Annotated in this window: 19 protein-coding genes; 12 read left to right on the top strand and 7 right to left on the bottom strand. The window is 66.8% G+C overall.

The window, feature by feature from the left end:
- The first annotated feature begins 2 nt into the window (after positions 1–2).
- The 12 genes from FGU64_RS10650 (at position 3) to FGU64_RS10705 (ending at position 15,277) form a co-directional block, all read left to right on the top strand.
- The gene (locus tag FGU64_RS10650) at positions 3–752 is read left to right on the top strand and encodes an SDR family oxidoreductase (RefSeq protein WP_139953274.1); all 750 of its coding nucleotides are present in this window, start codon (positions 3–5) and stop codon (positions 750–752) included.
- Between the two features lie 57 nt (positions 753–809).
- On the top strand, positions 810–1,760 hold the full coding sequence (locus FGU64_RS10655; RefSeq protein WP_139953275.1) for a LysR substrate-binding domain-containing protein: 951 nt from the start codon (positions 810–812) through the stop codon (positions 1,758–1,760).
- A gap of 75 nt (positions 1,761–1,835) precedes the next feature.
- Entirely contained in the window at positions 1,836–2,888 is a 1,053-nt protein-coding gene (locus tag FGU64_RS10660; RefSeq protein ID WP_246671294.1) for an amino acid ABC transporter substrate-binding protein, read from the top strand.
- 61 nt (positions 2,889–2,949) lie between these two features.
- On the top strand, positions 2,950–4,113 hold the full coding sequence (locus FGU64_RS10665) for an ABC transporter permease subunit (RefSeq protein WP_139953276.1): 1,164 nt from the start codon (positions 2,950–2,952) through the stop codon (positions 4,111–4,113).
- 4 nt (positions 4,114–4,117) lie between these two features.
- A complete protein-coding gene (locus tag FGU64_RS10670; protein ID WP_246671295.1) occupies positions 4,118–5,206 on the top strand; it encodes an amino acid ABC transporter permease in 1,089 nt (362 codons plus the stop codon).
- 23 nt (positions 5,207–5,229) lie between these two features.
- Complete coding sequence (locus FGU64_RS10675; protein ID WP_139953277.1) at positions 5,230–6,654, top strand: FAD-binding oxidoreductase; 1,425 nt, start codon at positions 5,230–5,232, stop codon at positions 6,652–6,654.
- Between the two features lie 123 nt (positions 6,655–6,777).
- Positions 6,778–8,874: a hydantoinase/oxoprolinase family protein gene (locus tag FGU64_RS10680; RefSeq protein WP_139953278.1), complete on the top strand. Its 2,097-nt coding sequence runs from the start codon at positions 6,778–6,780 to the stop codon at positions 8,872–8,874.
- On the top strand, positions 8,871–10,520 hold the full coding sequence (locus FGU64_RS10685; protein WP_139953279.1) for a hydantoinase B/oxoprolinase family protein: 1,650 nt from the start codon (positions 8,871–8,873) through the stop codon (positions 10,518–10,520). Before FGU64_RS10680 ends, FGU64_RS10685 begins: the two co-directional genes overlap by 4 nt.
- Entirely contained in the window at positions 10,517–11,737 is a 1,221-nt protein-coding gene (locus FGU64_RS10690; RefSeq protein WP_139953280.1) for a pyridoxal phosphate-dependent aminotransferase, read from the top strand. The genes FGU64_RS10685 and FGU64_RS10690 overlap by 4 nt, the downstream gene beginning before the upstream one ends.
- Complete coding sequence (locus FGU64_RS10695; RefSeq protein ID WP_139953281.1) at positions 11,734–12,552, top strand: NAD(P)-dependent oxidoreductase; 819 nt, start codon at positions 11,734–11,736, stop codon at positions 12,550–12,552. Before FGU64_RS10690 ends, FGU64_RS10695 begins: the two co-directional genes overlap by 4 nt.
- Positions 12,553–12,695: 143 nt before the next feature.
- Positions 12,696–14,102: an FAD-binding oxidoreductase gene (locus FGU64_RS10700; protein WP_139953282.1), complete on the top strand. Its 1,407-nt coding sequence runs from the start codon at positions 12,696–12,698 to the stop codon at positions 14,100–14,102.
- Positions 14,099–15,277, top strand: coding sequence for an alpha-hydroxy acid oxidase (locus tag FGU64_RS10705; RefSeq protein WP_139953283.1), 1,179 nt, complete (start codon positions 14,099–14,101; stop codon positions 15,275–15,277). Before FGU64_RS10700 ends, FGU64_RS10705 begins: the two co-directional genes overlap by 4 nt.
- Positions 15,278–15,291: 14 nt before the next feature.
- On the opposite strand, the gene FGU64_RS10710 is transcribed toward FGU64_RS10705, so the two are convergent.
- From FGU64_RS10710 to FGU64_RS10740, 7 genes are all read right to left on the bottom strand, one after another.
- The gene (locus tag FGU64_RS10710) at positions 15,292–16,029 is read right to left on the bottom strand and encodes an ABC transporter ATP-binding protein (RefSeq protein WP_139953284.1); all 738 of its coding nucleotides are present in this window, start codon (positions 16,027–16,029) and stop codon (positions 15,292–15,294) included.
- Entirely contained in the window at positions 16,026–16,760 is a 735-nt protein-coding gene (locus FGU64_RS10715; protein ID WP_139953285.1) for an ABC transporter ATP-binding protein, read from the bottom strand. Before FGU64_RS10715 ends, FGU64_RS10710 begins: the two co-directional genes overlap by 4 nt.
- Complete coding sequence (locus FGU64_RS10720; protein WP_139953286.1) at positions 16,757–17,704, bottom strand: branched-chain amino acid ABC transporter permease; 948 nt, start codon at positions 17,702–17,704, stop codon at positions 16,757–16,759. The genes FGU64_RS10715 and FGU64_RS10720 overlap by 4 nt, the downstream gene beginning before the upstream one ends.
- Entirely contained in the window at positions 17,701–18,564 is an 864-nt protein-coding gene (locus FGU64_RS10725) for a branched-chain amino acid ABC transporter permease (protein WP_139953287.1), read from the bottom strand. Before FGU64_RS10725 ends, FGU64_RS10720 begins: the two co-directional genes overlap by 4 nt.
- 122 nt (positions 18,565–18,686) lie before the next feature.
- Positions 18,687–19,892, bottom strand: a complete 1,206-nt coding sequence (locus tag FGU64_RS10730) for an amino acid ABC transporter substrate-binding protein (protein WP_136359647.1) — start codon at positions 19,890–19,892, stop codon at positions 18,687–18,689.
- Positions 19,893–20,099: 207 nt separating this feature from the next.
- Positions 20,100–20,909: a galactosyl transferase gene (locus FGU64_RS10735; RefSeq protein ID WP_139953288.1), complete on the bottom strand. Its 810-nt coding sequence runs from the start codon at positions 20,907–20,909 to the stop codon at positions 20,100–20,102.
- A gap of 17 nt (positions 20,910–20,926) precedes the next feature.
- Complete coding sequence (locus FGU64_RS10740; RefSeq protein WP_136359645.1) at positions 20,927–21,940, bottom strand: polysaccharide pyruvyl transferase family protein; 1,014 nt, start codon at positions 21,938–21,940, stop codon at positions 20,927–20,929.
- Between the last annotated feature and the right edge of the window lie 2 nt (positions 21,941–21,942).

A 21,942-nucleotide genomic window follows, 5' to 3' on the forward strand; every position in this document is an offset into this window, starting at 1 on the left:
CAGTGAAGGACCTTTGCGTATTGATCGTCGGCGGCGGTTCCGGTCTGGGAGCGCTGCTCGCCCGCATGGCCGTGGACGAGGGCGCGGCCGCGATCGGCATCATCGACATCAACCAGGAAGCCGCCGAGGCGGCGCTGGCGCCCGCCAGGGCCAAGGGCCTGCCGACTGCATCGGCCACCGCCGACATACAATTCGGTCCGCAGTGCCACGCCGCATTCGAGAAGATCGCAGCAAAGATCGGCCGCATCGATACGCTGATCAACTGCGCCGCGATCTATCCGCGCAAGCCGACGCTGGAAATCAGCGATGCGGATTGGGATGCGTCCAACGGCATCAACATCAAGGGTACCTATCACATGATGGTGGCCGCCATTAAGCACATGCAGGCGCAGGAACCCAAGGGCGCTGTGCGCGGCCGCATCGTCAACCTCAGTTCCGTCGACGCCTTCAAGGCGCACCCGCAGAACATGCACTACGCGGCGACCAAGGCGGCCGTCGTGAGCCTCACGCGGTCGCTCGCCCACCATGTCGCGAAGGACGGTATCCTGATCAACTCGGTCGCCCCAGCGGGCATGGCGACGGACAAGGCCAAGGCGCTCGGCTTCCTGGAGGAACTGGCCAAGGCGAGCCCGCTCGGCCGCGGCGCCGAGCCGACCGAGATCGCCCAGTGGGTGCTGATGACCGGCGGACCGAAGAACACCTACATGACCGGCGAACAGGTCATCGTCTCCGGCGGCTACATCTACGCCTGACGCAACCGACCGGCGCCTTCCGAGGATCAACCAGGCGGGAAAGGAGCGGACCTGACGATGACCGGCAAGCTGCGCCTTCCGCCGCTGAACGCGCTCAGGGTCTTTCACGCCGTCGCGCAGCACAAGAGCTTCCGTCAGGCGGCGGACGAGCTTCTCGTCACGCCGCAGGCGGTCGGCCAGCAGATCAAGCTCCTGGAAGACACGCTCCAGGTGACGCTGTTCGAACGCAAGGGACGCTCCATCGAGCTGACCGAGCAGGCGATCCTTCTGTCCCACTACGTCAAGGCCGGGTTCGACGAATTCGCCGAAGGCGTGCGCCGCGTCACCAAGTCGGCCTACAGGGACCGTATCAACCTCAACGCCAGTCCCTATTTCGCCACCCACTACCTGTTGCCGCGCTTGTCGCTGTTCCGCGAGATCATGCCCGCCGTCGACCTCAGGCTGACGACGATGGTCGACCTGCCCGACTTCGGCCGCGACGACATCGATATGACCGTGCAGTGGGGCTACGGCGTCTGGCAGGACTACGAGGCGACGCTGCTGGTACCAGATCCGAAGATCATCTGCTGCACGCCGCCGATCGGCGAGAAGATCAGGTCGGCTCAGGACCTGACGCAATTCACGCTGCTGGACACGGTCAAGTCGAAGCGGCTGTGGCCGGACATCCTTCGCCACCTAGCCGTCGAAAAGACCGACAGCGACCGCAGCATCGGCTTCGACGACGCCGCCACCATGCGCCGCGCCACGTTGCAGGGCATCGGCGTCGGCCTGGTCTCCGTCATCGACGCGGAAGAAGACCTGCGCTCCGGCGCGCTGGTGGCGCCGCTCGGGCGCGACGCCATAGCGAACATGAAGCCGGAGGAAGTCCCCGGCTTCTATCTCGTCGTGCCCAAGGGCTATCTGCGGGTGAAGGCCGTTTCGGCCCTGCACCGATGGCTGACGCAGCAGGATTGGCAGGGCGACCTGGAAGCCTCGCCGCTGCCGAAGCCGATCCCTCTCGGCGACTGAAACCGGTTTTGCGATCCGGGCCGCAAAGGCCCCAACAAGAAGAAGACTGAACAACCTCAACAGCGGAGAAAGACAATGACCATGATGAAATGGGAGAACATGACGAAATGGGGTGCCGCAGCGCTGGCGCTGGGCCTCATGCAGTTCTCGACCCCGGCCGAAGCCGCCGGCGGAAAGACGCTCGAAACCGTCAAGCAGCGCGGCGTGCTCAACTGCACCGGCCACGACGGCTCCTATCTCGGCTTCGCCGAGGTGAACGACAAGGGCGAATGGAAGGGCATGGACATCGATCTGTGCCGCGCCGTGGCGACGGCCGTTCTCGGCGATCCGGCCAAGCTGAAGATCGTTCCCATCAGCTGGGCGCAGCGCTGGCCGTCGCTGCAGTCGGGCGACGTCGACATCGTCATCAAGGCCTCCGGCGGCACGCTGTCGCGCGATACCGAGCTCGGCCTGCAATTCTCCATGTCCTACTACCTCGGCACCACCAAGGTGATGGCGCACAAGGAGCTCAACCTGACCTCGCTGAAGGATGCCGACGGCGGCTCCATCTGCATTCCGGCCGGCACCACGCAGGAACAGCAGGTCGCCGCCTATGCGCAGAAGCTCGGCATCAAGCTGGAGCCCGTAGTCATCGAAAAGACCGAGGAACTGGAACAGGCCTATTTCTCCGGCCGCTGCGACCTCTACGCGCAATGGGGCCCGGTGCTGGCCATCGCTCGCATCGCCAAGGGCAAGGTCGAGGACCATGTCATCCTGCCCGACGTCCTGGCGGTCGAGCCTGAAGTGATGATCGTGCGCCAGGGCGACGACAACTGGGTCGACGTCGCCAACTGGACGCTTTCGGCGCTGCTGTTCGCCGAGCAGGAGGGCATCACCTCCAAGAATGTCGACGAGATGAAGGCCAAGCCGACCTCCCCGCAGGTGGCCAAGTTCCTCGGCGCGACGCCCGGCATGGGCAAGGGCCTCGGGCTCTCCGACGACTGGGCCTACAATGTCATCAAGAAGGTCGGCAACTACGCCGAGATCTTCGACCGCGATCTCGGCAAGGATTCGCCCTACAAGATGGACCGCGAGCTGACGAACCTGTGGAACAACGGCGGCGTGCTGTTCCCGCTGGTGGTCGACTGAAAACCACGGGCGCCGCCGGACGACAGGCGGCGCCAGTGCCCTCCCTGCGAAAGGCCGAACGATGGGCAGCCTGCTGAGAAATCAGAAGGTCCGCAACGCGTTGCTGCAGATTTTCTACGTTGGCGCGCTCGGCGCCATGGTGCTGGCCGGCATCCTGATCGCCCGCCGCAACCTCGCGGCCCAGGGCATCACCTCCGGCTTCGACTTCCTATTCAAGTCGACCGGCTGGGACATGAACTTCTCGCTGTTGCCGGCGACGGCGATGGACCCCTATTGGTGGTTTTTCCTCAACGGCATCATCAACACCCTGTTTCTCGGAACCTTCGGCCTCGTGCTGGCGACGGTCGTGGGCACCATCGTCGGCCTTGCGCGCACCTCGTCCAATGACCTCGCCCGGCTGCTCGGGCGCACCTATGTCGACATCTTCCGCAACATCCCGCTGATCCTGCAGGTGTTCTTCTGGTACGCCGTCATCACCCACCTGCCCTCGCCGCGGGCCGCTGAGGAAAGCTGGGGCACCTTCCTGACGAGCCGCGGGCTCTACGTTCCGGTCCCGAATGTCGGCGCCTGGACGCTTGCCGCAGCAGGCGTCGCCGTGCTCGCCGCCGCCGTCCTGCCGCTGTGGCTTGGCCGGACACACCGGATCGACCGGCCGCTGGGACAGCGGCTCCCCCTCCAACTGGCGGCCGCAACCGCTGCGCTTGCCTGCGCGATGCTCATCCTGCTCGCCGGCCGGCTGCCCGACGCGCCGTTCCTCGACGTTCCCGAGCTCAAGGGGCTCAACCTGCGCGGCGGCTTGCGCATCCCGCCGGAGTTCGCCACGCTGGTCGTCGCCATCGCGATCTATGGCGGCTCCTACATCGCCGAAATCGTGCGCGGCGGCTTCAAGGCCGTCGGCAAGGGTCAGATGGAGGCGGCCAATTCGCTCGGCCTCACCTCCTGGCAGGTCTTCACGCTGGTACGCCTGCCGCTCGCCCTGCGCGCCATGCTGCCGATCCTCGCCAACCAGTATGTGTGGCTGATGAAGGCTACCACCATGGGCATCGCCGTCGGCTTCACCGACTTCTTCATGATCGTAGCACTGACGATCAACCATTCCGGCCAGACGCTGGAAGCCATCGGCATCCTGATGGGCGGCTTCCTTGTCATCAACCTGACGCTGGCGGCCGTCTTCAACCGCATCAACAAGGCCATTGCCCTCAAGGGCAATCAGTTGAGGGGCTAGCGCCATGGACGGACTGGAAATGACCGTCGCCGCCCCGCCGCCTCCGACGATTGTCGAGGACCTCAAGCGCCGCTATTTCGCCTCGCCGTTGCAGGCGCTCGTGTCGCTGTTGTCGCTCGCCGTGATCGCCTTCGTCGTCTGGAAGGTGCTCAACTGGGCGTTTCTTTCGGCCGTCTTCACGGCAAGCGGCGGTCCCGAAGCCTGCCACGCCGCGGCAGGCGCCTGCTGGTCGGTCATCACCGAGCGCTGGCGCATCATCCTGTTCGGTCTCTACCCCTTCGAGGAGCAGTGGCGCTCGGCGCTCGCCTGCGTGGCCGTGGTGGCCATGACCGTACTGAGCTGCATTCCGGCCTTCTGGACCGGCAGGCGTCTCGCGGTCGTCTGGGTGGCCGGCACGGCGCTTTTCTATGTCCTAATGAAAGGCGGCATCCTCGGGCTTCCCTATGTCGGGGAGGAATCATGGGGCGGGCTGGCGCTCACCCTGTTCATCTTCGTCACCACCTGCCTGATCGGCTTCCCGCTGTCGATCTGCCTTGCCCTGATGCGCCGCTCGGAATTGCCGTGGATATCCCGGACGACGGGCCTCATCATCGATTCCGTCCGCTCGCTGCCGCTGATCACGATCCTGTTCACCTTCGCCATCGTGCTGCCCTTCGCCCTGCCGCAATGGCTGCAGGGCGACAAGCTCTACCGGGTCATCCTCGGCTCGGCGCTGTTCTTCTCCGCCTATCAGGCCGAGATCGTCCGCGGCGGCATGCAGGGCGTTCCTAAAGGTCAGGAAGAAGCGGCACGGGCGCTCGGCCTCGGCTACTGGCGCAGCGTCAGCCTCGTCCTCCTGCCGCAGGCGATGCGCAACGCCCTGCCGGCGACGATCAACCAGTTCGTCATCTCGTTCAAGGAAACGTCGCTGGTGGTCATCATCGGCTTCTTCGAGATCCTGGCGTCCGGCAACGCCGCCTACGGCACCGGCGAATGGCGTTTCGCCTATGTCGAGGTTTACGTCTTCATCGCGCTGATCTACTTCGTCTTCGTCTTCAGCCTGTCCCGCTACGGCGCCTATCTGGAACGGCGCATGGCCGTGGGCGAGCGGTAGCACACGGACTGGAGAGCTTTGCGATGACCGATACCGCTGCGGCGCTGTCCGCCGTTCTCGGCGCCAAAGGGTGGCTTTCGCCCCCCGACACGGCCCCCTACGCCCGCGACTGGCTGGACCGCTACGGCATCGAGCCGCTCGGCGTCGCAAGGCCGGAAGGAACGCAAGAGGTCGCCGAGGTCGTGCGCATCTGCCAGCGGGCGGGCGTCGCCATCGTCCCTCAAGGCGGCAATACCGGCCTGTGCGGCGGCGCCGTCGCCGTGATGCCGGACACGGTCATCCTGTCTCTGTCGCGCATGGCGGCGATCGGCGAGCCTGACCCCGACAGCGGCTCGATCCTCGTCGAGGCAGGCGCGGTGCTGGCCTCGCTGCACGAGGCACTGGAGCCTCACGGGCTCATCTTTCCCCTACACCTCGGCGCCGAAGGCAGCGCCCGCATCGGCGGCCTGATTGGCACCAACGCCGGCGGCAGCCACGCCTTCCGCTATGGCATGATGCAGGACCTCGTGCTCGGCCTGGAAGTCGTGCTGCCCGACGGCACGATATGGAACGGCCTGCGCGCCGTGCAGAAGGACAATGCCGGCTACCAGTTGCGGAAACTGTTCTGCGGCGCCGAAGGCACCTTGGGCATCGTGACGCGCGCGGTACTGAAACTCCATCCGGCGCCGAGGCAGCGGGCGACCGCGCTTCTGGTGCTGCCGGATTTCGCCGCCGCCGTCGCCTTCGGCACCGTGCTGCGCCGCGAGGCGGGCGAATTCCTGTCCGGCCTCGAATTCTTCTGCGATGCGGGACTGGAGCTTGCCCTGAAACACCTGCCCGACCTTGCCTTTCCGCTCGGCGCGCGCGGCCCGGTCTACCTGCTGGTCGAACTGGCATCGGGCTCGCCGCGCATACCGCTGGACGACATCCTCGCCGCCGCGCTCGAAACCGGCATGGAACAGGAACTGGTGGCGGACGGCGCACTGGCGATGTCGGATGCGCAGCGCGCCCATTTCTGGCGACTGCGCGAGGAACAGCCGGAAGGACAGCGGCTGGAAGGCGAACAGCTGAAGCACGACATTTCCGTCCCGCCGGACAAGCTCGCCGCGTTCATCGCAGCGGGCCGCGAGGCCTGCCACGGGATCCTGCCGGACGTCCGCATCAACCCGTTCGGCCATCTCGGCGACGGCAACATCCATTACAACCTGTCGCCGCCCGAGGGACAGGCAGGCTTCGACGGCAAGGCGGGCGAGATCGGCCGGGCGCTGGCGGCGCTGGCAACCGGGATGGGCGGCAGCTTCGCCGCGGAGCACGGCCTGGGGCGCAGCAAGATCGCGCTCGCCGATGAATTGAGGAGCACCGTCGAAAGGGATTTGATGGCACGGCTGAAAGACGCGCTCGACCCATCGGGGCTGATGAACCCCGGCGTTCTCTTGCGGGTAAAAGAAGAAAGAAAAACTTTCGAATAGCCGGTATTTCTTCGTTTCGTCGCGGCACGGCACAGTGCACGGTCGCAACGGGCGACAAAACCGGCAAGGCTGGGATTCGTGTTCGGCCCGAGGCCGGATTCAGGTGCGAAGACAGGTTCGACCATGAGCTACAGGAAAGAGGACGTTCGCCTCGGCGCAGACATCGGCGGGACGTTCACCGACATCGCGCTGGACCTCGGCGGCCGGATTTTCTCGACCAAGGTGCTGACCAACTATGCGGCGCCCGAGCAGGCGATCCTCGACGGCATCGCGGTCGTCACGCGTGAGGCCGGCATCCCGGCATCCGACATCGGCATCGTCATCCACGGCACGACGCTCGCCACCAACGCGCTGATCGAGCGGCGCGGCGCCAGGACGGCGCTGGTCACGACCGAAGGTTTTCGCGACGTGATCGAGATGCGGACGGAAAACCGCTTCGAGCAGTATGACCTGAACCTCAAACTGCCGACGCCGCTGATCCCGCGCGAACACCGCTTCACCGTCAAGGGCCGCATCGGCGCCGAGGGACAGGAATTGCAGCCGCTGGACGAGGCGCGGCTGGAGGAACTCGCCGACGAGATCGCCGCCGGCGGCTTCGGCGCCGTCGCCATCGGCTTCATCCATGCCTACGCCAACCCGGCGCATGAGCGCCGCGCCCGCGAAATCCTCGCGGCGAAGATCGACGTTCCGATGTCGATCAGCGCGGAAGTCTCGCCGCAGATGCGCGAGTTCGAGCGCTTCAACACCGTCTGCGCCAACGCCTACGTCCGCCCGCAGATGGCAACCTATCTCGCGCGCCTGCAGGTGCGGCTGAAGGAGATGGGCGCCGACTGCCCTGTCTTCATGATCCATTCCGGCGGCGGCCTGATCTCGGTCGAGACGGCCTCTGAATTTCCCGTTCGGCTGGTGGAATCCGGCCCCGCCGGCGGCGCCATCTTCGCCGCCGACATCGCCCGGCGCTTCGGGCTGGAGAAAGTCGTCTCCTACGACATGGGCGGCACGACCGCGAAAATCTGCCTGATCGAAGACTTCGCGCCGCGCACCGCCCGCACCTTCGAGGTGGCGCGCACCTACCGCTTCTCCAAGGGCTCAGGCATGCCGATCTCGATCCCTGTCATCGAGATGATCGAGATCGGCGCCGGCGGCGGCTCCATCGCCTGGGTCGACGCCATGGGCCGCATCCAGACCGGCCCGGAAAGCGCCGGCTCCGAGCCCGGCCCCGCCTGCTACGGCCGCGGCGGCGAGCGCCCGGCGATCACCGACGCCGACCTCGTGCTCGGCAAGCTCGATCCCGACAATTTCGCCGGCGGCGCCATCAGGCTCGACACCGACGCCTCGCAACGCGCGATCCTGCGCGACGTCGGCGAACGGCTCTCCCTCGACGCAACCTCGGCGGCCTTCGGCATCTGCGAGGTCGTCGACGAGAACATGGCCAACGCCGCGCGCGTCCATGCCATCGAGAACGGCAAGAACATCTCCGACAACCTGATGATCGCCTTCGGCGGTGCTGCCCCCCTGCACGCGGCACGGCTGTGCGAGAAGCTCGGCATCGACCGGTGCCTGGTGCCGCAGGGCGCCGGAGTCGGCTCGGCCATCGGCTTTTTGAAGGCGCCCTTCGGCTACGAGGCGCTGGCCTCGCGGCTGACCCGCCTGTCGCAATTCGACAGCGCCGAAATCAACGTCCTGCTCGCCGACCTCAAGGCTTCGGCCGAAAGCTTCGTGCGCGCCGGCACCGACGGCCGCATCGGCTGCGAGATCACCGCCTTCATGCGCTATGCCGGACAAGGCTGGGAGATCCCCGTCTCTCTCCCCGACAGGCCGTTCAGCGCGGACGCCGCCGGCGAGATCGAGGCTCTGTTCCGCACCAATTACGAGCGCTTCTTCGGCCGCGCCATCGACGGGCTCGACGGACTGGAGATCGAGATCGTCACCTGGTCGGTGAAGGCGACGGACGAGAGGCCGCCTGTCGAACGTCACCGACTGGCCACCGGTGAACGCGCCGTGCAGCCGGCCGTCACGCGCGCCGTGTTCGATCCCGCCGCAGGCGCCGTCCGGACCTATTCAATCGTCGAGCGCGACACGCTGGCGGCCGGCGACCGCATCGCCGGCCCGGCGGTCATCGTCGAGCGCGAGACCTCCACAGTCGTCACCACGCCCTTCGACGCCGTCATCCAGAGCGACGGCTCCATCCTTCTCATTCGCAAAGGCGGCCAGGCATGAGCGATCAAAGCGTGGGCGATACGGCCAGGAACAGCATCGCCGAAATCCGCATGCAGGTGATGTGGAACCGGCTGATCTCCGTCGTCGAGGAGCAGGCGCTGACCTTGCTGCGCACCGCCTTCTCCACCTCGGTGCGCGAATCCGGCGACCTGTCCGCCGGTGTCTTCGACCCACGCGGCCAGATGCTGGCGCAGGCCGTCACCGGCACGCCGGGCCATGTCAACACCATGGCCGAGGCCGTGCTGCACTTCATGAACGAAATCCCGCGCGAGGCAATGTTCGAAGGCGACACCTACGTCACCAACGATCCGTGGAAGGGCACCGGCCACCTGCACGACATCACCATGGTGTCGCCCTCCTTCCTGAACGGCGAACTGGTCGCCTTCTTCGCCTGCACGGCGCATGTGGTGGACGTTGGCGGTCGCGGCTTCGGGGCGGACGCCAAGTCGGTCTACGAGGAAGGCATCCAGATCCCGATCATGAAGTTCGCGGAAAAGGGCAAGGTCAACATGGACCTTGTCCGCCTCCTGCGCGCCAATGTACGCGAGCCGAACCAGGTCGTCGGCGACTTCTATTCGCTGGCCGCCTGCAACGAGGTCGGCCATCGCCGGCTGGTCGACATGATGAGGGAGATCGGCCTTGCCTCGCTCGACGATCTCGGCGCCTTCATCTTCTCGCGCACCCGCGAGGCCATGCTGGAGCGAATCGCGGCACTGCCGAAGGGAAGCTGGTCGAACGACCTCACCACCGACGGCTACGACGATCCGGTCAGGCTGGCGGCGACCGTCTCGATCCGCGACGATCATGTCGAGGTCGATTTCACCGGCACCGACCCTATGAGCCGCTGGGGCATCAACTGCCCAATCATCTATTCGAAGGCCTATGCCTGCTACGCGCTGAAATGCGTGGTGGCGCCGGACATCCCGAACAATTCCGCTTCGCTCGCCTTCTTCACCGTGTCGTCACCCGTCAACATCCTGAACGCGGTCCGGCCGGCGCCGGTGGCGCTGCGCCACATCTTCGGCCACATGGTGCCCGACCTCGTGCTCGGCGCGCTGGCCAAGGCGCTGCCGGGAAAAATCCAGGCCGAGGGCGCCGGCGCGCTATGGAACATCCACATCTCGGTCCGGCCGACCGTGCTCGGCGAAGGCCGGCGCGCCGAGGTTCTGATGTTCAACTCCGGCGGCATGGGCGCCCGTCCCGGCCTCGACGGGCTCTCGGCAACCGCCTTCCCCTCCGGCGTCCACACGATGCCGATCGAGGCGACCGAGCACACCGGGCCTATCGTCATCTGGCGCAAGGAACTGCGGCCCGGCTCCGGCGGCGACGGCGAGTTCCGCGGCGGGCTGGGGCAGATCATCGAGATCGCCCCGCTGGAAGGCCACGAATTCGACTTCTCGGCCATGTTCGACCGCGTCAACCATGCCGCCAGGGGCCGCAACGGCGGCCAAGACGGCGTCGCCGGCGTCGTCAAGCTTGACGACGGCACCAGGATGCGCCCCAAGGGCTGGCAGCATGTGCCGGCCGGACGCCGGCTGATCATGGAGCTGCCCGGCGGCGGCGGCTATGGCGATCCGGCGCGGCGCAGCGCCGACAGCCGGGCTGAGGACGAGACCCGCGGATACCTGATGGAGAATGACCGATGAGCTATGTCGCCTCACGCCTGTCGGCGGTGAAACCGTCCGCCTCGATGGCGGCTTCGATGGCCGCCAAGGCCTTGCGCGCCACTGGGGTGGACGTGATCGACCTCGGCCTCGGCGAGCCCGATTTCCCCACACCCGCCCATGTCATCGAGGCGACCTACAAGGCGGCCCTTGCCGGCGAGACGCTCTACACCGCCGCCGCCGGCACGCCGGCACTGCGCAAGGCCGTGGCCGAAAAATTCGCCCGCGAGAACGACCTTACCTACGGACCGGAAGACATCGTAGTGGCCAACGGCGCCAAGCAGGTCATCTTCAACGCGCTGATGGCGACGCTGGACGCGGGCGACGAGGCGATCCTGCCGGCGCCCTATTTCGTCTCCTATCCGGAGATGGTGAAGCTGCTCGGCGGCGTGCCGGTGATCGTTGAATGCCCGGCCAATACCGGTTTCCGCCTGACGCCGCAGGCCTTGGAGGCGACGATCACCCCGCGCACCAAATGGCTGTTCCTGAATATGCCCGGCAACCCGTCCGGCGCGGTCTACTCCGAAGCCGACCTGAAGGCGCTCGGCGCCGTGCTGGCCAAGCATCCGAACGTGCTCGTGCTCTCCGACGAGATCTACGAGCACATCATCTTCGACAACCGCAAGTTCGTCTCTTTCGGCAAGGCCTGCCCGGACCTGAAGGACCGCACCCTGATCGTCAACGGCGTCGCCAAGGCCTATGCCATGACCGGCTGGCGCGTCGGCTATGCCGCCGGCCCCGCCCCGCTCGTCAAGGCGATGAACACCGTGCAGAGCCAGTCCTGCACCTCGGTCGCCGCGCCCATGCAGGCGGCCGCCCTTGCCGCGCTGACCGGACCGCAGGACTGCGTCGGCGAATTCCGCGCCGCCTTCGAGCGCCGCCGCGATCTCGTCGTCGCCGGCATTTCCAAAATAGAAGGCCTGACCCTGCCGCCGCCGGAGGGCGCGTTCTACGCCTATATCGGCTGCGCGGCCCTCATCGGCCGCCGGACGCCGAAGGGCACCGTGCTCGCCGACGACGTGGCGGTGGCGGACTATCTGCTCGCCGAAGGCCACGTCAGTTCCGTTCCCGGCACGGCCTACGGTCTGTCGCCCTTCTTCCGCATCTCGACGGCGACGTCCGACGCGATCCTGACCGAGGCCATCGCCCGCATCGGACGCGCGGTGGCTGCTCTCCAGCCTGCCGAGGCCGCCGCATGAGCCCGCGTTTCGATACCCTTCTACTGACCGGCGCCGCCGGCCGGCTGGGAACCCATCTGCGCCGTGGGCTGGCTCCGTTGACGCGCCGGCTGCGCGTCTCCGACCGTACGGAGATCGCCGATCTCCAGCCGAACGAGGAAGCCGCGATCTGCGACCTCGCCGACGCCGACGCAGTGCTGGAGATGGCGCGCGGCGTCGACGCCATCGTGCATTTCGGCGGCGCGCCGCTGGAGACGAGCTGGCAAACGATCCTCGACGCCAACATCCGCGGCAGCTACAACATCTACGAAGGCGCGCGGAAGAACGGCGTCAGGCGCGTCGTCTACGCCTCCTCGGTCCACGCCATCGGCTACCACAAGGTCGAGGACCATATCGATACCAACGCTTCCCACCGGCCGGACAGCCTCTACGGCGTGTCGAAATGCTTCGTGGAGGATCTGAGCCGCCTCTACTGGGACAAGTTCGGCATCGAAACCGTCTGCTGTCGCATCTTTTCGTCCTTCGACCAGTACACCGACCGGCGCATGCTGTGGTCGATGCTCACCTTCGACGACTGCGTGCGACTGGTCGAAGCCAGTCTGACGGCGCCGCGCGTGGCGCATTCGATCATCTACGGCACCTCGAACAACCGGCACAAGATGGTGGACAACAGCCTCGCTGGCCATATCGGCTTCGAGCCGCGGGACAGCACCGAGCCGCACCGCGCCGAGGTCGAGGCGCGCCTGCCCCCGGCCGATCCCGATGCACCGGCGGCGCGCCATCTCGGCGGCTGGTTCGTCAATCTCGGCCACCCCGACGACGAACAGAAGACGTGACATCGCTTGCCTGAAAGTCTTCAGGGCGCCGCGGCGGACCGGTCGCGCGCCATGGTCTTCATTCTCGCGACATTTGGTCCATGGCATTCGCCGAACGCGCCTGTAAGGCTGTCCTCCGACGGACGGCCTTGCAGGGAACGATGATGAGCCAGGAATTTCTCGACGCACTGACGGCGGCGCTACCGGACGCCGTCTTTCTGGGAGACGACATCCCCGCGCGCTTCCGCGCCGACTGGAGCGGCCTTTCACCCGTCATGCCGCTGGCGCTGGTACGGCCGCGTGATACCGCAGGCGTGTCGCGCGCCTTGAGCCTGTGCAACGAGCACCGGGTTTCGGTCGTCCCGCAGGGCGGCATGACCGGGCTTGCCGGCGGGGCGCGGCCGATCGCCGGCGGCGTGGCGCTGTCGCTCGACCGCATGACCGGTATCGAGGAAATCGACCCGGTGATGGCGACGATGACAGTCCAGGCCGGCACCCCGCTCGCCGTGGTGCAGGTCGCCGCCGCCGAGGCGGGCCTGTTCTTCGGCGTCGATCTCGGCGCGCGCGATTCCTGCTCGATCGGCGGCAACATCGCCACCAACGCCGGCGGCAACCGGGTCATCCGCTACGGCATGACGCGCGAAAGCGTACTCGGCCTCGAGGCGGTGCTGGCCGACGGCACCGTGGTGAGTTCCCTCAACAAGATGCTCAAGAACAACGCCGGCTACGACCTCAAGCAACTGTTCATCGGCTCCGAAGGCACGCTCGGCGTCATCACGCGGGCTGTGCTGAGGCTGCAGGCCCGGCCCGCCGCCATCGACAGCGCCTTTTGCGCCTCCCCGGACTTCGAGGCGGTGCTGAAGCTTCTGCAACAGGCGCGCCGGCGCCTCGGCGCCTCGCTCACCTCCTTCGAGGTGATGTGGCCGAGCTTCTACGACTTCATGACCGGAAAGCTCCCGCAGCTCCGCCGTCCCTTCGACAGGAACCATGGCGGCTATGTGCTGATCGAGGCGAGCGGCGCCGACGCCACGCAGAACGGCGCGCTGCTCAGCGAGCTTCTGGCCGCGGGCATCGAGGAAGGATGGGTGGCCGACGCCGTCCTGCCGGCCTCGGAGCGCGACGCGCGCGATCTTTGGGCGGTGCGCGAAAGCGTTTCGGAATACGGCCGCGTGATGGGGCCGCTGACCGCCTTCGACGTCGGCCTGCCGACCGTCGGCACCGACGGCGTCGTCACCGAGGTCGAAGGCGAATGCCGCCGGCGCTGGCCGGACGCCATCGTGCTCGCCTACGGCCATATCGGCGACAGCAACCTGCATCTGGTCATCAACGTCCCGGCAAGCGACGACGACCAGCCGCACGACGAAATCGCCGCCCTCGTCTACGGCCTGGTGGGACAGGCCGGCGGCACCATCTCGGCCGAGCACGGCATCGGGGTGATGAAGAAGCCATATCTGGCGCTGTCGCGCTCGCCACAGGAACTCGCCCTCATGGCGCGCGTCAAGAAGGCGCTCGACCCCAACGATATCCTCAACACCGGCAAGGTTGCCGCCTTCGCGGAGCTTTGCCCGTGAGCCGGCGGTTTCATGGCGGAGCGGATATCCGCCGCGCCCTCTCCATCGCCGAACTGCGCCACATGGCGGAGCGCCGGCTGCCGGGCTTCGTCTTCGAATATCTCGAAGGAGGCGCGGAGGAGGAGGTGACGCTGCGACGCAACCGCGCCGTATTCGACCGGCTGGAATTCGTGCCGCGCACGCTGGTCGCGGGCAAAACCGTCGATACGGCGACGGCGTTCTTCGGCAGTCCCGCCGCCCTGCCGCTGGCGATCGCGCCGACCGGTTTCTGCGGCCTGTTCGCGCGCGACGGCGATCTGGCTCTGGCGCGCGCGGCGGCCGCCGCAGGCATCCCCTTCATCCAGAGCACGGTGTCCAACGCGCCGCTGGAAAAAGTCGCGGCCACCGCCGGCCTCAGCCACTGGATGCAGATCTACGTGTTCCGTTCGCAGTCGTTCATGGAAAGCCTGATCGCCCGGGCGCGCGCGGCCAACTGCGACGCCCTCGTCGTCACCTCCGACGCCACGGTGTTCGGCAACCGCGAATGGGATCGTCGCAACTACCGCGCCGGCACCGACCCGACCTTCATGAACAAGCTCGAGACGCTTTGCCATCCGCGCTGGCTGCTCGACGTGCTGTCGCGCGGGATTCCGACCTTCGGCAACCTCGTCGAGGCCCTGCCGCCGGACCGCCGCGACCTCGCCGCGGCCGCCACCTGGTCGCGCGACGAGATCGATGCCGACCTCGACTGGGAAAAGCTCGCCCGCATCCGCGCGCTGTGGCCGGGCAAGCTTCTGTTGAAGGGCGTGCTCTCGGCCGACGACGCCGAACGCGCCCAGGCGGAAGGCATGGACGGCATCGTCGTTTCCAATCATGGCGGCCGCCAGCTCGACGGCTCGGTGTCGCCGATGAGCGTGCTACCCGAGATCGTGAGCCGGCTCGGCGGCAGGACGACGATCCTGGTCGACAGCGGCTTCCGCCGCGGCACCGATATCGTCAAGGCGCTGGCGCTGGGCGCCGACGGCGTGCTGGTCGGCCGCGCCACGCTCTACGGCCTGGCCGCCGGCGGCGAGGCCGGCGCCGCCCGCGCGCTCGCCATCCTGGCCGAAGAGATCCGCCGCACGCTGTCACTGCTCGGCCGCCCGCGCCTCGGCGCGCTCGACCCGTCCTGCCTGCACGAAGAAGGATCGCTCTGAACGCTTTTCCGGCCTCAGAGGCCGAGATAGGCCTTGCGCACGGCCGGGTCGTCGATCAGCGCCTTGGCGTCGCCGCTGTGGACGATCGAGCCCGTCTCCATGACATAGCCGCGGTCGGCGCCTGATAGCGCGAGGTGGATATCCTGCTCGACCAGAAGCACGGTAACGCCCTCGCCGCGGATCGTCGCCAGCACCTCCATCAACTGCTCGACCACCACCGGCGCGAGGCCGAGGCTCATCTCGTCGATCATCAAAAGCTGCGGCCGCGCCATCAGGCCGCGCGCCATGGCGCACATCTGCTGTTCGCCGCCCGACATCGAGCCGGCAAGCTGCCGCCGCCGCTCGCCGAGGCGTGGGAACAGGCCGTACATGCGCTCCAGATCGCCGGCGATCGCCGCCTTGTCGGTGCGCCGGTAGGCGCCCATGAGAAGATTATCCTCGACCGTCATCCGGTCGAAGAGCTGGCGGCCTTCCGGCACCTGCACGAGCCCGGCACCGAACGCCTCGTCCGGCGTCAACGGCACGAGGTCACGGCCGAGAAAAGAGGCCTTGCCGGTGCAGGCGATGACGCGAGACAAAGCGCGCAGCAGCGTCGTCTTGCCGGCGCCGTTGGAGCCGACGAGTGCGACGATCTCGGCGCGGCGGATTTCCAGCGACACGCCTTTCAGCACCGGCATTTCGCCGTAGCCGGCACCGAGCCCGTCGACGACCAGCAGCGGCTCGACCGCCGCAGGATTTTCCGCCGCGCTCATGCCCGCCTCCGTCCGAGATAGGCTTCCACCACCCGCGCGTCGGACAGCACCGTATCGGGGTCGCCGTCGGCGATCTTCTCGCCGTGATGCAGCACCAGAAGGCGGTCGGACAGGCTCTTGATCGCCTTGATGACGTGCTCGATGACGAGGATGGAAATGCCGCGCTCGCGCACGCGCTTCAGCACCTCGATCACCTCGTCGATCTCGACGAGGTTGAGGCCCGCCATCACCTCGTCGCACAGCAGAACCTTCGGCTGCATGGCGAGCGCCTTGGCGAGTTCGAGGCGCTTGCGGCTGGGGCCGCCAAGTTCATCGGCGCGCTGGTCGGCGAATTTCGCGAGGCCGACGAAATCGAGCTGCGCGCGCGCCAGTTCGCGCGCCTTGTCGAGATCGGACTCGCCGCCGCCATGGCCGAACAGGGCGCCCACCGCGACATTGTCGAGCACCGACAGGCCGGGGAACGGCCGCATGATCTGGAAGGTGCGACCGATGCCGAGCCTCGCGCGCTGGTAGGCGGGAAGCTTCGTGATCGGTCGGCTTTCGAAGGCGATGTCGCCGGCGCTCGGCGCCAGCGTGCCCGAAATCAGGCTGACCAGCGTCGTCTTGCCGGCGCCGTTCGGCCCGATGACGCCGAGGATCTCGCCCTTGTTCAGCGTGAAGGAGACGTCATTGACGGCGATCAGGCCGGCGAAGCGGCGCGTCACATTTGTAATTTCAAGAACGGCGCTCATATGCGGTGCGCCTTCAGGTTCTCGACGAAATAGCGCCAGCCCGTCGTGCGGAAGCGGCGCATCAGGTCGGCGACGCCGCGCGGCATGAAGATCACCGCCACCACCACGACGAGGCCGAAGAACAGGCCGGCGACGCTGGTGATCTCGCTGGAGAGCAGTTCCGACACGGTGGAGAGCACGAAGGCGCCGAGCACCGGCCCCAGCACCGTGCCCGGCCCGCCGAACACCGCCATGATGATCATCTTGACGTTGAGGCTGATGTCGAAGGCGCTGGCCGGGTCGAGGAAGGTGATCCAGTAGGCGTGGATGCCGCCGGCAAGGGCGGAAAACACGCCGGAGAGCGCGAAGGCCAAGACCTTGTAGAGCGTGGTGTTGACGCCCATGACGGCCGCGCCTTCCTCGTTCTCGCGGATGGCGATGAGGCCGAAGCCGAAACGGCTGCGCGTCAGCCAGAATACCGTCGCGGTCGCCGCCACCAGCAAGATCAGCGACAGTTCGTAGAACAGCCGATCGTCGTTGAGCGGCGGCAGCACCAGGCCGATGTTCTGCCCGGCGATGGAGAGGTTGGAGACGATGGCGATCATCACCTGCGCCAGCGCCAGTGTGGCGATGGCGAAATAGTGGCCCCTCAGCCTGAGCACCGGCAGGCCGAGCAGGAAGGCGAAGGCGACGGCGAGCACCACGCCGAAGACCATGCCGACGGCGAAGGGCAGTTTCCACTGTACCATGGCGATGGCGACGCCGTAGCTGCCCAGCCCGTAGAAGACCGAATTGCCGAAGGAGGCGTAGCCGGTGTAGCCGCCGATGATGTTCCAGCCCTGCGCCAGCACGGCCAGAAGCAGCGCATTGATGCCGAACTGCACCAGAACGTCCGAGCCGAACCATGGCACGGCGGCGAGCACGGCAAGTGCTGCGACGAGAAGGATCCAGCGCAGCCCCTTCATGCCGTTTTCCCCAAGAGGCCGCTCGGTCGGAAAATCAGCACCAGCACCAGCACGCCGAAGCTCGCCACGTCACCGAAGGTGGCACCGACATAGAGCACGGTGAGCGATTCGATGATGCCCAGCACAAGCCCGCCGACCAGCACGCCGAGCGGATTGTCGAGGCCGCCGATGATGGCGATGGCGAAGGATTTCGCCGTCAGCGTCGCGCCGATATAGGGATCGATCTGCGAAACGGTGCCGTAGAGACCGCCGGCGGCACCGGCGAGCCCGATGCCGATGCCGAAGGTCATGGCGTAGAGATGGCGCGGCTCGACGCCGTAGAGGCGCGCGGCGACGAGGTTCTGCGCGGTAGCGCGGATGGCGCGGCCGAGCCGGCTGTGCAGCAGGAACAGCCACATGCCGATGGTCAACGCGACGGCGACGCCGAAGGCCATCAGCCGCGCCACCGGCACCACCACCGGGCCGAGCGCGATGCTGGAGCCGGCGTAGGAAGGGTTGATGGTGCGGAAGTCCGCCGAAAAGGCGAGCTGTGCCAGGTAGGTCAGCACCACTTCAAGCCCGAAGGTGATGAGCAGCGTGTTGAACATCGGCGCCCTGACGACGAGGTTGAGCACACCGCGCTGCAGCGCGTAGCCGAGGCAGAACATCACCACGGCCGTGATCGGCAGGCCGAGGAAGGGGTCGATGCCGAGATAGATGTAGAGATGCCAGGAGAGATACCCGCCCAGCATGATGAAGGCGCCATGCGCCAGGTTGACGATGTTGAGCACGCCCCACACGAGCGCCAGCCCCAGCGCCATGACGGCATAGAGCCCGCCCAAGAGCACGCCGTTGATCAGGATTTGCGCCAGCAGATCCACGCGTCGATCCCCTCTCCGTTCAAGTCATAGACGAGGCGGCTGTAAACGAAAACCCGCAGGCGCCGCCTCGATCGCTTCGGCGCCGCCCGACCCAGCGGGCGGCGCCGTCGTCGTTTCCCCGGTCAGCGCGCGTTCCACGCTGGCATCGGATATTTCGGCTTTTCGAGGAATCCCTTGGCGCCGTAGACGGCGGCAACCTTGCCGTCCTGCACCTGGATCACCGTCTGCGCGAGGTCGATCTGGCCGTTCTCGGCGAAGGCGATCTTGCCGTAGAGGCTGTCGAAGTTGAGCTTGGCGATGGCGTCGCGCACCGCCTTGGGATCGAGCGTGCCGGCCGCCTCGACCGCCTGCACCAGCGCCTCGACGTCGGCCGCGCCGGAAGCGGCGTGATAGTCGGGCTCATAGCCGAACTTCGCCTTGTAGGCTTCCGCGAAGGCGGCGGCATCGCCGAAATACTTGTCCTTGAGGTCCGCCGAAGGAAGCCAGGCGCTCATGCCGAAAGCATAATCGGCGTCCTTGCCGAGCGCCTTGCGGAAGTCCTCGCTCGGCACGCCCACGGTGAAGGAATAGAGTTTTGGGGCCACCGCCAGGCTCTTCGCCTGCCGCACGAAATTGAGGATTTCCGTCTCGTGGCCGGCGACCAGCACGGCGTCGACATTGGCGCTCTTGATCTGCGACAGCAGCGAGTTGAAGTCACTGGCATTCGAGGTGTAGCGCTCGTCGAGTGCTACCGTGATGCCGGCGTCCTTCAGCAGCGGGCGCGTGCCGTCAGCAACGGAGACGTCGAAGGCATCGTCGGCATAGAGCAGCGCCACGGACTTCGGCGCGGGATCGAGTTCCTTCATCATGGCGATGGTCGAACCGAAATAGTTGCTCGCCGGCGCCAGCGTGCCGAAGATGTATTTGAACTTGCGCGAGAAGATCTGGTCGGAGGCGCCGCCGCCCTGCACCATCGGCACCTGGTATTTTTCCGATACGGCCGAATCGGCGAGCGCGAAATTGGAGGCGAACGGCCCGAGCAGCAGGTTCACTTTGTCTTGCGAAATGAGCTGCGTGTACTGGCGCACCGACAGGTTCACGTCCGACTGGTTGTCGTAGAGCTTGAGCGCCAGCTTGTACTGCTTGTCGCCGACCTTCACGCCGCCCGCCTCGTTGATCTTGTCGATGGTGAACTCGTAGGCGTCCTTGTAGTAGCGGCCGGTGTTGGCGACCGGGCCGGTCAACTGCACCGACGCGCCCAGGACGAGATCCTCGGCCATGGCGGGCATGGCGGAAAGGGCGACGGCTCCGAAAAGCGCGCCGGCGAGCCGCATGGTGATGTTCGACATCCTATTCTCCCTGATTACCCAGATTTCGACCCTATGCAGCTGAAAGCGCCCGAGGCCGGAGTCGGATAACGGAGCCGTGACCCGACGGCAGAGAATAGGGGCCGCGCGAGCGGTTTGTCGATATTTATATCGCCTCCCGAGATGATCGCGACCGCGCGCGATCGCGGAAATTCTTTCCGCCGGCAAACACGCGGCGAACGAGGCGGTTCAATTCCTCGCCGGCATGCCGAAGAATTCACGCCGGGCGCCGTCGTCGACCAGCCGCAGGCGGGCGAGGTGCCTGAGCAGGCGCCTCGGCCTTCTCATCGCTTCGCGGCTGAGGAAGTACTTCTTCACGAGGCTGGGCGCCTTGCTGTGCGAGCCGCCATGCGCGACGCGGTAGACGGCGCCGCGAAACGGCAGCGGGTTGAGCGGCGTGCCGCGCTCGGCCAGGATGTCGGCGATCCGCACATGGCTGCCCAGCATCGTCTTGATCCAGTCGAGCGAGGCGTCCTCGAAGCGTTCCGGCAAGCCGTAGAGGTCGGCGCGCACGATCAGCGAGGTGCCGCACAGATGGTTGAATTCATCGTAGCCGAGCAGCAATCGGCCGCCGTCGTCCCAGATATAGCCGCGCTCGACGGTCCAGCCGTTGGCGTCGGGGTTTTCGGCCGCATGGCCGGCGATGCGGGCGCTGACGAAATCGTCGTCGTCGACGATCATGAAGAAGCGGCTGTCGCGGGCGGCCAGCATGCCGGCCAGAACGCGCCGGCCCTTGTCGGCGCGGAAGGCGTCGTAGACGGCCTCCAGGTCCGCCTCACCCATCTCGTGCAGGTTGTTGGGCGGGAAGGTGACGCGCACGACGTCGAAGCCGACGGGCAATGCCGGCAGGTCGGCGCCCTCGTTGGCGACCACCAGCGCGCGCCAGCCCGGATGCACCTGGCTGGCGATGGAGGCGGCGGTCTGCGCAAGGTTCGCCTTGAGCAGGCTCCAGTCGCGGGCATTGTCCTGATGGCGGACGGGAATGATGAAGGTCAGCATGGGTTAGTCCCCTGTCGTCAGGCCGCGGCTTTTCCGGCGGCGCCCTCGGCAGCCTGCTGTGCCCAGGCGATGCCGTCGTCCAGCGATGCCGCCCGGTAGGAAAGATCGGTCCCGCCGGAGAAGGCGGCCATGAAGCGGCGCACTTTGCCGTAACTGTTGTCGAGCACGGCATGCGGGCGGCCGATCAGCAGCGAGCAGATGTGGACATGTAGCCGGTCGGTGACGATGGCCCGGCCGCGCGATATCTGCCGGATGCCGCGCCGGAAGCGGTTGTGGGCGGCGGCGTCGAGCTTGGCGAGCCTGAGTTCCGCCGGCTTCAGCGACAGCAGCGCCGAGGCGGCGCCGAACGCCTTGGAGGCCTGCACGCTGCGCGGCGATTCCGAGATCCAGTCCTCGACCGGCAGGCCGGGCCAGGCCGCGGGTTCGGCGTTTCCTGCCTTTTCCCGGTCCGCCCGCAGCATGGCCAGCACCGGGAAGATGGCCGGCGCCGACTCCACCGGGCCAATGGCGAAAGCCATGTCGGGGCACAGCGTGACCGCGCAGTCGAAATGCTTTTCGGCGAAAGCCCGCGATTCCTCGTCGCGCACCAGAAGCGTGAAGTTCCGGTGCCGGCCGATCGCCCGCGCGCTCTGTTCGATGCGCTCGGGCGACTGGTAGTGGATTGACTGCGGGAACTGGATGACCGGCCGATCCGGGAACAGCTCCAGCACGCGCTCGCGGAAATCCTGATGCGCACCCCAGATGTCGCCGAAATTGCCGCCGCCATGGATGAAGATCGGCCCGTCCGGTGCGGCGCGCCGGAGCTGTTCGGCCGAGAAATCGTCCATGCGCGAGACATAGGCCGGCCGCTTGCCGTGACGGTTCGCGAGATAGGCCATCTCGCCCAGCCAGATCGCGGAATCGCCGCAGTTGCGGATATCCGGGAAGTCGAGGATGGCGACCGGTTCGTCCTCGCGGACATGCGCCTTGAGGCAAGCATGGATTGCGGCTTCGAGCTCGGCGATCAGCGCCAGCCGGGGTTCCGTCACCATCG

This window comes from Mesorhizobium sp. 8 (assembly GCF_006351905.1).
GTDB classification, from domain to species: domain Bacteria; phylum Pseudomonadota; class Alphaproteobacteria; order Rhizobiales; family Rhizobiaceae; genus Mesorhizobium; species Mesorhizobium composti.

Coding starts and splice junctions, on each gene's coding strand:
- FGU64_RS10655 (WP_139953275.1), top strand. CDS start 810: ATGACCGGCAAGCTGCGCCTTCCGCCGCTGAACGCGCTCAGGGTCTTT.
- FGU64_RS10660 (WP_246671294.1), top strand. CDS start 1,836: ATGACCATGATGAAATGGGAGAACATGACGAAATGGGGTGCCGCAGCG.
- FGU64_RS10665 (WP_139953276.1), top strand. CDS start 2,950: ATGGGCAGCCTGCTGAGAAATCAGAAGGTCCGCAACGCGTTGCTGCAG.
- FGU64_RS10670 (WP_246671295.1), top strand. CDS start 4,118: ATGGACGGACTGGAAATGACCGTCGCCGCCCCGCCGCCTCCGACGATT.
- FGU64_RS10675 (WP_139953277.1), top strand. CDS start 5,230: ATGACCGATACCGCTGCGGCGCTGTCCGCCGTTCTCGGCGCCAAAGGG.
- FGU64_RS10680 (WP_139953278.1), top strand. CDS start 6,778: ATGAGCTACAGGAAAGAGGACGTTCGCCTCGGCGCAGACATCGGCGGG.
- FGU64_RS10685 (WP_139953279.1), top strand. CDS start 8,871: ATGAGCGATCAAAGCGTGGGCGATACGGCCAGGAACAGCATCGCCGAA.
- FGU64_RS10690 (WP_139953280.1), top strand. CDS start 10,517: ATGAGCTATGTCGCCTCACGCCTGTCGGCGGTGAAACCGTCCGCCTCG.
- FGU64_RS10695 (WP_139953281.1), top strand. CDS start 11,734: ATGAGCCCGCGTTTCGATACCCTTCTACTGACCGGCGCCGCCGGCCGG.
- FGU64_RS10700 (WP_139953282.1), top strand. CDS start 12,696: ATGAGCCAGGAATTTCTCGACGCACTGACGGCGGCGCTACCGGACGCC.
- FGU64_RS10710 (WP_139953284.1), bottom strand. CDS start 16,029: ATGAGCGCGGCGGAAAATCCTGCGGCGGTCGAGCCGCTGCTGGTCGTC.
- FGU64_RS10715 (WP_139953285.1), bottom strand. CDS start 16,760: ATGAGCGCCGTTCTTGAAATTACAAATGTGACGCGCCGCTTCGCCGGC.
- FGU64_RS10720 (WP_139953286.1), bottom strand. CDS start 17,704: ATGAAGGGGCTGCGCTGGATCCTTCTCGTCGCAGCACTTGCCGTGCTC.
- FGU64_RS10730 (WP_136359647.1), bottom strand. CDS start 19,892: ATGTCGAACATCACCATGCGGCTCGCCGGCGCGCTTTTCGGAGCCGTC.
- FGU64_RS10735 (WP_139953288.1), bottom strand. CDS start 20,909: ATGCTGACCTTCATCATTCCCGTCCGCCATCAGGACAATGCCCGCGAC.
- FGU64_RS10740 (WP_136359645.1), bottom strand. CDS start 21,940: ATGGTGACGGAACCCCGGCTGGCGCTGATCGCCGAGCTCGAAGCCGCA.